Below are 8,776 nucleotides of genomic sequence, written 5' to 3' on the forward strand. Positions count from 1 at the left end.
TCCTTTTGAATGAACTATTTTTTACCACCAATTCGATTGATCCGTCAGCAATAACTCATTTGCCATTTCTGGACCTGTTGAACCGGCTGGATAAGAATATAAAGGCAATAACTCCTCTTGGTAAGCTTCTAATAGTGGTTGAATCCACTTCCATGATAGTTCCACTTCTCTCCAATCGGCAAAGAACGTTGAATCGCCGCGCAGTGCATCATAGAGCAGAAGTTCATATGCTTCCGGCTGATTTTCTGAGCTGGTTGAGAAATCAATCCAAACAGGTTTGTATCGAGTGCTGGATGGATCTTTTAAATTTACACGCAACGAAATGCTTTCATTTGGACTAATTTCAAGAATCATTAAATTTGGAGAGCTTCCTAACTGTGTATTTAAATCCATCACCTTGTTCTCGAATTCAATGACAATCTGTGTCGACTTCAGTTTCATCCGTTTGCCTGTTCGTATATAAAAGGGAATCCCCTGCCAGGATGGATGATTGATAGATAGGCGTGCCGCAAAAAAAGTATCATTCGTTGAGGAATCATTAACCCCCGGCTCCTCTTTGTAGCCAATGACAGGGTTGCCCTGAACCTCTCCCGGACCATACTGGCCGCGGACAACGCATTGGTATGCTTTTTCTTTCCGGATGGGTTGGAGAGAGGCAATAATGTCTGTCTTTTTCACCCGGCCCTCATTTTCCATGAAGTTATCCGATAGATAAACGGCTGTCATCGTGACCAACTGAAGAAGGTGGTTTTGAACCATATCCCTGATGGCTCCTGCCTTATCATAATAATCAGCCCGGTTTTCTACACCTACAGTCTCACTTGCTGTAATTTGGACATTTGAAATTTGTTTATGATTCAACAAAGATTCCAAGATCGGATTCGCTAAGAATAAAGTTCTTAGATTTTGTACCATAGGCTTCCCGAGGTAATGATCAATTCTGTAGATTTCCTCTTCACGGAACACGTGGCTCAAATGTTCATTTAATTTTCTGGCTGTTTTTAGGCTGTTTCCAAACGGTTTTTCAACAATGAGGCGTTTCCACCCGTTGTTTTGACTGATTCCGCTTTTACTAAGGTTGGACGTAATAATATCAATTAAACAGGGGGCCACAGACAAATAAAACAGCCGGTTTTGTGGAATGCCCAATTCTTTCTCCCTGTTTTCTATAAGTTCGCGCAACTTGTGGTAAGACTCTTTTTCTGTTGCATCAAAGCTGCAGTACCGGAATTTCTCTAAGAAATCCGGCAAAGATGAAGCGTGAATGGCTCTTCTCGAATAGCTGCGAAGTGCTTTTTCCACTTTATACTGAAAGGTTTCATCCGAACAATAGTCTCTGCCGGTACTGACAACGGAGATGGTTTCAGGTAACTTCCCGTCCAGGTATAGATTGTACAGAGCGGGAAATAACTTGCGTTGTGCTAAATCTCCTGTTGCTCCGAACAAGACAAATGTCATGTTTTGCAGGGGCCGTTCTTGTTTAAATTCAAATAAATCATTTTGAAAATTAAATTCTTCAAGCAGATTCTCGGTGTGCATATGTTAAAACCTCCTACTTTTAAAATCATGTGTCTCTGGCATGACTGATAATCGCAACAGGTTTTAGTATAATGACTCAAAGTTTTTTATGTAAGTACGCACTTTATAAACATATACTTACAAAAAGTATACTGTCGCAAGGGAAAGAGGAGGAAATTCACCAGGGATCCGGTTCTTAAAAACTTATCTGATATACAAAATATCTCTATCATGAAATATTTTTTAGAAGTTAAGGAATTTAGGATTTTTTGAGGGAGAAATAACAAAGGTTAAATCCCATTATCGAAAGTAATCTATTGCAAAAAAGTTACAATAGCTCATTCGGATAAGAAACAAGTAATTGATTTTCAAACTGGATAAGTCGTGTTGAGTGTTTAGTGAAAAGGAAAAAGTAATTGGATTATCTTAAAGCGGTCTTAATAGAACTATAAAGTTAATCAGATACATTAGGAAATAAATGCATATATATGAAATTAAACAGATTACCATTGTGATAGGCGCCGACAGTATACTTTTTGTCAGTATGTGAAATTAAAGTGCGTACTTCACAACAATGCTTGTAGGTTTTACACTAAGTTAGAATCAAAAATACGACAACAAGGAGAATGACGTATGAAATTACAATTAGCTTTAGACTTAGTAAACATTCCACAAGCAATCGAAGTGGTTAAAGAAGTAGAGGCGTTTATCGACATCGTTGAAATCGGAACGCCAGTCATCAATAAAGAAGGTCTTAAAGCTGTCGCAGAAATAAAAGCAGCTTTCCCTAACCTGGAAGTTCTTGCAGATGTGAAAATTATGGACGCTGCAGCTTATGAAGTATCAAATGCTGCTGCTGCAGGAGCAGATATTGTTACGATTCTTGCTCAGGCAGAAGACTCATCCATCAAGGGCGCAGTTGAAGAAGCGAAAAAACAAGGCAAGAAAATCCTGGTGGATATGATCGCCGTAAAAGATATCAAAACACGGGCCGCAGAGCTTGATGAACTTGGCGCGGATTATATCTGTGTCCACACAGGCTACGATCTGCAAGCGGAAGGGAAAGATTCGTTCGAAGATCTTCGTACAATCAAAAGCGTCGTAAAAAATGCCAAAACTGCTATTGCAGGCGGCATCAAACTGGAGACATTGCCGGAAGTCATTAAAGCACAACCGGATTTAATCATTGTCGGCGGTGGAATTACAAGCAAAGAGAACAAGGGCGCGGAAGCGGAAAAAATTCAAAAGATGATGAAAGAAAGTGTGACGGCGTAATATGAACACGGCGGGCTATACAGACGAAATACTGGCTGAATTGAAGCGGACCACTGCTCTCATTGATGATGAGGAAGCCGAAAAGGCAGTGGACGGCATCCTGCGTGCAAAGAAAATATTTGTGGCAGGCGGGGGCCGATCCGGCTTTATGGCTAAGGCATTTGTGATGCGTATGATGCACGTAGGCCTGGATGCGTATGTGGTTGGAGAAACGGTGACACCTAACCTGGAAGTCGATGATATTTTCATTGTCGGTTCTGGTTCCGGGGAGACCCAAAGCCTCGCAGCCATGACGAAGAAAGCCAAAAGCATCGGTGCAACCATAGTGGCTGTTACTACAAACCCTGAGTCTACAATAGGCAAACTGGCGGATATTCGAATTGAAATACCGGCACAAGCAAAAGGGGAGGGCACTAGTGGCAAATCGATTCAACCGATGGGATCATTGTTTGAACAGTCGCTTCTTGTGTTTTATGACGCGGTGATTTTGAGATTCATGGATAAAAAGGGACTCAAATCCGATGTCATGTATGGCAGACATGCGAATTTAGAATAGAACAACGAATAAGCTTGAGTTTAAGATTTTTTAAGCTCAAGCTTATTTTTAATTGTTTATCAAGCTTGAACTTTTTTGCACCAAAGTATTTTCATTGGACAACTGTATAAATGGCATGCGAAGGTGAAGGTATCATTGAAGACAATATTAGTAATGGAAGGTTGGATTACATGAAAATGTATGATGTAACAGGGGCGATCTATGAAGGCATGACCGTTTACAAGGACAAACCGGAAAAACAGCCAAAAATCAATCAGCAGACAAACGGCTATGTTACGGAAACGCGGCTGGATCTGGATGTGCACACCGGAACGCATATCGATGCGCCGCTTCATATGAATGTGAATGGAGAGACATTCGAATCGCTTTCGCTGGACAGTCTTGTAGGGCCTTGTCAAGTTCTCGATTTGACGGCAGTAAAGAACGGAATTTCAAAAACGGACTTAGAAGGATTCAAGCTTCAAAAAGGAGATTTTATTTTATTAAAAACGAAAAACTCGTTTGAGGAAAAGTTTAATTTTGATTTTGTCTATCTGGCAAAAGATGGAGCAAGCTATCTTGCTGAGTTAGGGATTCGCGGGGTTGGAATAGATGCGCTTGGAATTGAAAGAAGCCAAGAAGGGCATCCGACGCATAAAACCTTATTTGCAAATGACATCATCATCATAGAGGGCCTGAGATTGAAGGAAGTGGAGCAGGGACAATACTTTATGGTTGCCGCGCCTTTGAAATTAGTAGGTACGGAGGCTTCACCTGCGCGAGTATTGTTGTTTGAAGGATTAAGTTGAATTTTTCTGTTTCAATTATTTTTCCATGAAAGATAAAACATAATTGTAAGGAGAGAGCCTATGTATAAATTGGTCGCGATCGATCTCGATGGGACATTGCTCACAGACGATTTAATGATTTCACCAAATACAGTAACCGCTATTAAAAAAGCGGTGGAAGCGGGGACAATTGTTACGATTGCTACGGGCCGCATGTTTTCCTCTGCGAAACTCATTGCCCTGCAGTTGGGTATAAATGTACCGCTCATCACTTATCAAGGTGCATTGATCAAGGATGTTAATGAAAAAGAAGTAATATATGAGCGCACTGTTCCTCCCGATATTGCACAAAAGTTAATCGAAATTTCTCGTGAGAAAAAATTACATCTACAAATATACCAAGATGATATTCTCTACAGTGCCGTAGAAAATGACAAGCTGATTGCTTATTCTGAAGCAGTTAAAGTGCCCTATAGGATAGAGCCCAATCTCATCAAGCTTGCCCAAAAAGGCGTGACAAAACTACTTTTTATCGAAGAACCAATCGTCCTCGATTACTTACAAAATGAATTGCAAACCTTATTCGGCAAGTATGCTCACATCGCAAAATCAAAAAAACACTACCTTGAAATCACCCATCCCGAGGCAAACAAAGGTAGTGCCCTATTATGCTTAGCGAAAAAACTTGGTATAGACCGTTCAGAAATAATCGGTATTGGTGACAACTATAATGACATCGAACTTATTGAGACAGCCGGTCTCGGTATAGCAATGGGAAATGCCGTAAAGGAAGTGAAAGCTATGGCTGATTATACGACCTTTACGAACAATGAAGAAGGGGTGCTTCACGTATTAGAAAAGTTTATTTTAGAGCCAGTGAATACTTCCAATTATATAGAAGAAAAAAATTCTGATTCGCTTCCGACGGCCTGATCAATTGAAGACCGTTTACTTGGAATCACTTGGATAGGACAGGCCGATTTCTTGGCGGACTTTATCCATTACGCACATGGTGGTATAGGAGTTTTCAAACGAATTAACAAGTGACTCCGTTTTCTTTTGGCTGATTAAATCGATAAACTCTTTCACTTCATAATACATAGCGGGCTGAGGTTGTTCTACTGTCACTGATTCAACAGTGCCATCGTTGTAATGAATGTCCACTTTTTCGGCTGAATGTATTTTATCAATCACCATAATTCCTTTTTCCCCTTGGATTTCGCTTGGTAAAGTGGAATTTGTGATTTTTGAATAAATGATAACCGCATCTTTGTCATCATATTTCAATAGGACACTTCCTTCGCCATCTATACCGGAATCCAGGGTAAGACCTGTGGCCTTTATTTCTTTTGGCTCGCCGAACAGTAAAATGAGAGGGTATAAACAGTAGGTGCCCAGATCCATCAATGAACCGTTCGCAAAATTTGGATTAAATGCATTTAATACTGTTCCTTTTTTGTATGCATCATAACGCGATGAGTACTGGCAATAGCTAGCAAAGTATCTGCGGATAGGGCCGAGTTTGTGCAGATTATTTTGAATGGCCTTAAAGTTTGGAAGCAACGTAGATTTCATCGCTTCCATAAGCAGCACATTATGATCTTTCGCTTCTTGAATCATTTTCGCTGCTTCTGCTGCATTGGCAGCCATCGGTTTTTCACATAATACATGTTTGGAGTTTTTTAAAAACAAGACGGCTTGGTCAGCATGGAATGAGTTGGGTGTGGCAATATAAACCGCATCGATTTCATCGCTGACTGCCATTTCTTCTAAGTCGGTAAAAATTTTAGTTATTCCATATTGACTGGCAAATTCCTCTGCTCTTTCCAACGTTCGGGAATAAACGGCTGCTAATTTAAAATTCTCAATCCCTTTTGCCGCTTCAAGCAATCTTTCTGTAATCCAATTAGTACCCACTATGCCAATTCGTATCATTTTTTATCCTCTTTTCTGTCTTTATTGCATTATCGCCCACAATTGCAAAGACATTATTCCAATGCTAAAAAATTTACTAACCATTCTATATCTAGTATAATTAGTAAGTTACATTAATTATAGTACTGACTTTTTTATCACATAGTATCGAAAAGTATACGATAGAAATATAACAAGGAAGGAAAGAAAATAGATGCCTAATTTAGGAGAGAAAGTTTTTAATTGTGAAAAAGAGCTGACACTTTCCATCATCGGAGGAAAGTGGAAAATGCTAGTGCTATGGCATTTAGGAAAAGAAGGAACTAAACGTTTTGGGGAATTAAAAAGTCTTATGCCAGGCATCACGCAACGGATGCTCGTGAATCAATTGCGTGAACTGGAAGATCATTTGATTGTCCACCGGGAAGTATACCCTGTGGTTCCGCCGAAAGTGGAGTACTCACTTACCGAACAAGGAAGAAGCCTTATTCCAATTCTTGATTCCATGTACGAATGGGGCAAAGAATACATCGAGCAAAACTTGGATCAGCAAATAGAAAACAACTAAGTTAGTTAGTATTTAAAAATAGCTGAATAAAATAAAGCGGATTTCAGTAAAATGAAATCCGCTTTATTTTAATGGAGTTTCTTCTAAACAATTTTTATTGATACTCCATTAAATATTGGACTGGCGTGTCGAATCAATGGAAGCTTTCAAGGTAGAACTTTAGAAAATATCATGAATGCGATGCAATACTGTACTTAGTACAGGAGACCGGTTTATTTAGATATGCCACATAGAATTAATCCAAGCGCTGACTTCCGTGCAGATGGAGCCTTACTGATTTTAGACTTGTAATTTTGTGCCGGAAAATTTATAAAAGGATTTTCTCTTCAAAATCAGTTAACATATGAGGGATTAACGGAAGTTGATGGTATACAAAGAGAGAAAAGAGGCTGACTAAAGCCCGTCTTTTCTCTCTTTTTGTTCGTAAAGATGTACTTTTACGAACGCTAATTAATGAGAAATGCATTTACATTCTTTAGTCAATTAATGTGTGGAAATAATTGGTGCATCCAGTAGAACTTTAAACTCCTATGAAATTATTAATCTCTATAAATGAATTCCATGAAGATGGAACAAGCCAACTCTTTTGACTAACTTTATTTAGTAATATACAATGATTAATGTACGCTTATTCGATAAGGAGGATTATTAAAAAATGACACACTCAATGAAACTTCGTTTCCCAACTTTGAATCAGTAATTGAATACGTTCAAAGGCTCTGTTTGTGAAATCAGAGTAAACGGGATAAGTCTGTCCTTTTTTAATAATCTTCACTCTATAAAATTAAAATAGTTAAAGAAGAGGTATAACTCTACCTTTTATAATTCTGTAGTTTTCTTTCTTCAACAAGGATTTTAAAGGAATTTGTATGAAATCTATCTTTATTTACCTGATATTAATTGATTAGTAATGTCCCTTTTACTCACAGACAAGCCGTCTGTGAGTTTTTTTGTTTTCTGGAATCACCATGAGTTTGTCAAATGTGCGGCAGATCATAGAGAGAATACAAGAAAATAGAATCAAAAAAATTTATTAGAATAAACAATTGGAGGAAATAAACTTGAATACACTTAAACTTAAACAATTAGCAACGGATAGAGGATTGGATATTGTAGAAAGCAGCATCAAAATCAATGAGTCGGGTGTTGACTTTCAAGTAGTCCACGCCAAAGATCAACATGGAGATAAATGGATTTTAAGAATTCCGCGTAGACCTGAGTCAATGAGACATGCAGGCCAAGAGAAAAAAGCGTTAGATATCCTTCACCAACAAGCGAGCTTTCAAGTTCCGAATTGGTCTATCTTCTCTGAAGATTTAGTTGCTTATAAGCAACTAAAGGGCATTCCTGCAGCGACGATTGATGTGGAGCAACAGAACTATGTTTGGAGTTTTGATGAATCCAATGTTCCACCTGCGTATTATCAATCATTAGGAAAAGTCCTAGCAGATTTACACGCATTGCCTCAGGAAGAATTCAAACATATCGGGGTTGAAACCCTTCGTGCCGATGAGTTAAGAACTTCCTTGAAACAGCGAATGGAACGGGTAAAGAAACAATACGAGATCAATCCAGCTTTATGGGACCGTTGGCAAGCATGGCTTGCCGAAGACTCTTTTTGGCCCTCCCATGTAGGAGTGAAACACGGTGACATACATCCGGGTCATATCCTTATTAATAAAAACTATCAAGTAACGGGCTTAATTGACTGGACAGAAGTAGGGATTGCTGATGTATCTGTCGATTTCCTGTCCCATCACCTTCTTTTTGGGAATGATGGACTAACAAAGTTAATCAATGCTTATGAAAATGCCGGTGGGAAAACGTGGTCAAGAATGGATGAGCATATTGTAGAATTTCTAACAACCAGCGCCATCACTATAGCTGAATTTGCAGAAATCTCAGGCCTTCAAGAGATGCACGAAACAGCTGCACACATGCTCGCTAGCGAAATTTAATGAAATGGACTGGTCGTTTAACTGTGCTTAACGATCAGTTTAACGCGAAGGGTGTTCTATTTTTTTAAATGACATCAACTGTAAATGGTAACTTAATACTTGAATTAGGAGGGGAACGTAATGCAATTTTTATTGTTTTATTGATTGATGCGGGCTTGAAGCAGAAGCTCGTATCGATCTTGGCTATCGGTACGAAATTAAAAATTTCGGAGGTAGCAAA

The 8,776-nt window shown here is 39.0% G+C and carries 9 protein-coding genes; 7 read left to right on the plus strand and 2 right to left on the minus strand.

Translation table 11 applies throughout. The features are described from left to right. Nucleotides 1-21: 21 nt before the first annotated feature. On the minus strand, nt 22-1,539 hold the full coding sequence (zwf, locus tag M1Q06_RS16995) for a glucose-6-phosphate dehydrogenase (RefSeq protein WP_404337668.1): 1,518 nt from the start codon (nt 1,537-1,539) through the stop codon (nt 22-24). Between the two features lie 612 nt (nt 1,540-2,151). On the opposite strand from zwf, the gene hxlA reads away from it, so the two are divergent. The 4 genes from hxlA to M1Q06_RS17015 all read left to right on the plus strand — a co-directional run bounded on the left by hxlA (nt 2,152) and on the right by M1Q06_RS17015 (nt 5,049). Further along, nucleotides 2,152-2,793, plus strand: coding sequence for a 3-hexulose-6-phosphate synthase (gene hxlA, locus M1Q06_RS17000; RefSeq protein ID WP_101190293.1), 642 nt, complete (start codon nt 2,152-2,154; stop codon nt 2,791-2,793). Nucleotide 2,794: 1 nt separating this feature from the next. Next, nucleotides 2,795-3,349, plus strand: coding sequence for a 6-phospho-3-hexuloisomerase (hxlB, locus tag M1Q06_RS17005; RefSeq protein WP_101190294.1), 555 nt, complete (start codon nt 2,795-2,797; stop codon nt 3,347-3,349). 170 nt (nt 3,350-3,519) lie between these two features. Further along, complete coding sequence (locus M1Q06_RS17010) at nt 3,520-4,137, plus strand: cyclase family protein (RefSeq protein WP_101805442.1); 618 nt, start codon at nt 3,520-3,522, stop codon at nt 4,135-4,137. A gap of 60 nt (nt 4,138-4,197) precedes the next feature. Next, the gene (locus tag M1Q06_RS17015) at nt 4,198-5,049 is read left to right on the plus strand and encodes a Cof-type HAD-IIB family hydrolase (RefSeq protein WP_101190296.1); all 852 of its coding nucleotides are present in this window, start codon (nt 4,198-4,200) and stop codon (nt 5,047-5,049) included. A gap of 15 nt (nt 5,050-5,064) precedes the next feature. Here M1Q06_RS17015 and M1Q06_RS17020 read toward each other — a convergent pair whose 3' ends face one another. Continuing rightward, entirely contained in the window at nt 5,065-6,051 is a 987-nt protein-coding gene (locus tag M1Q06_RS17020; RefSeq protein ID WP_404337671.1) for a Gfo/Idh/MocA family protein, read from the minus strand. A 193-nt stretch (nt 6,052-6,244) separates the two neighbouring features. On the opposite strand from M1Q06_RS17020, the gene M1Q06_RS17025 reads away from it, so the two are divergent. The 3 genes from M1Q06_RS17025 (at nt 6,245) to M1Q06_RS17035 (ending at nt 8,556) form a co-directional block, all read left to right on the plus strand. Then, nucleotides 6,245-6,598, plus strand: a complete 354-nt coding sequence (locus M1Q06_RS17025; protein WP_101190298.1) for a winged helix-turn-helix transcriptional regulator — start codon at nt 6,245-6,247, stop codon at nt 6,596-6,598. Nucleotides 6,599-7,253: 655 nt separating this feature from the next. Then, nucleotides 7,254-7,298: an erythromycin resistance leader peptide gene (locus tag M1Q06_RS17030; protein ID WP_203334236.1), complete on the plus strand. Its 45-nt coding sequence runs from the start codon at nt 7,254-7,256 to the stop codon at nt 7,296-7,298. A gap of 361 nt (nt 7,299-7,659) precedes the next feature. Beyond that, the gene (locus tag M1Q06_RS17035) at nt 7,660-8,556 is read left to right on the plus strand and encodes a macrolide 2'-phosphotransferase (RefSeq protein ID WP_394119747.1); all 897 of its coding nucleotides are present in this window, start codon (nt 7,660-7,662) and stop codon (nt 8,554-8,556) included. The last annotated feature ends 220 nt before the right edge of the window (nt 8,557-8,776 follow it).

It is taken from the genome of Planococcus sp. 11815 (genome assembly GCF_051096385.1).
Taxonomy (GTDB): domain Bacteria; phylum Bacillota; class Bacilli; order Bacillales_A; family Planococcaceae; genus Planococcus; species Planococcus citreus.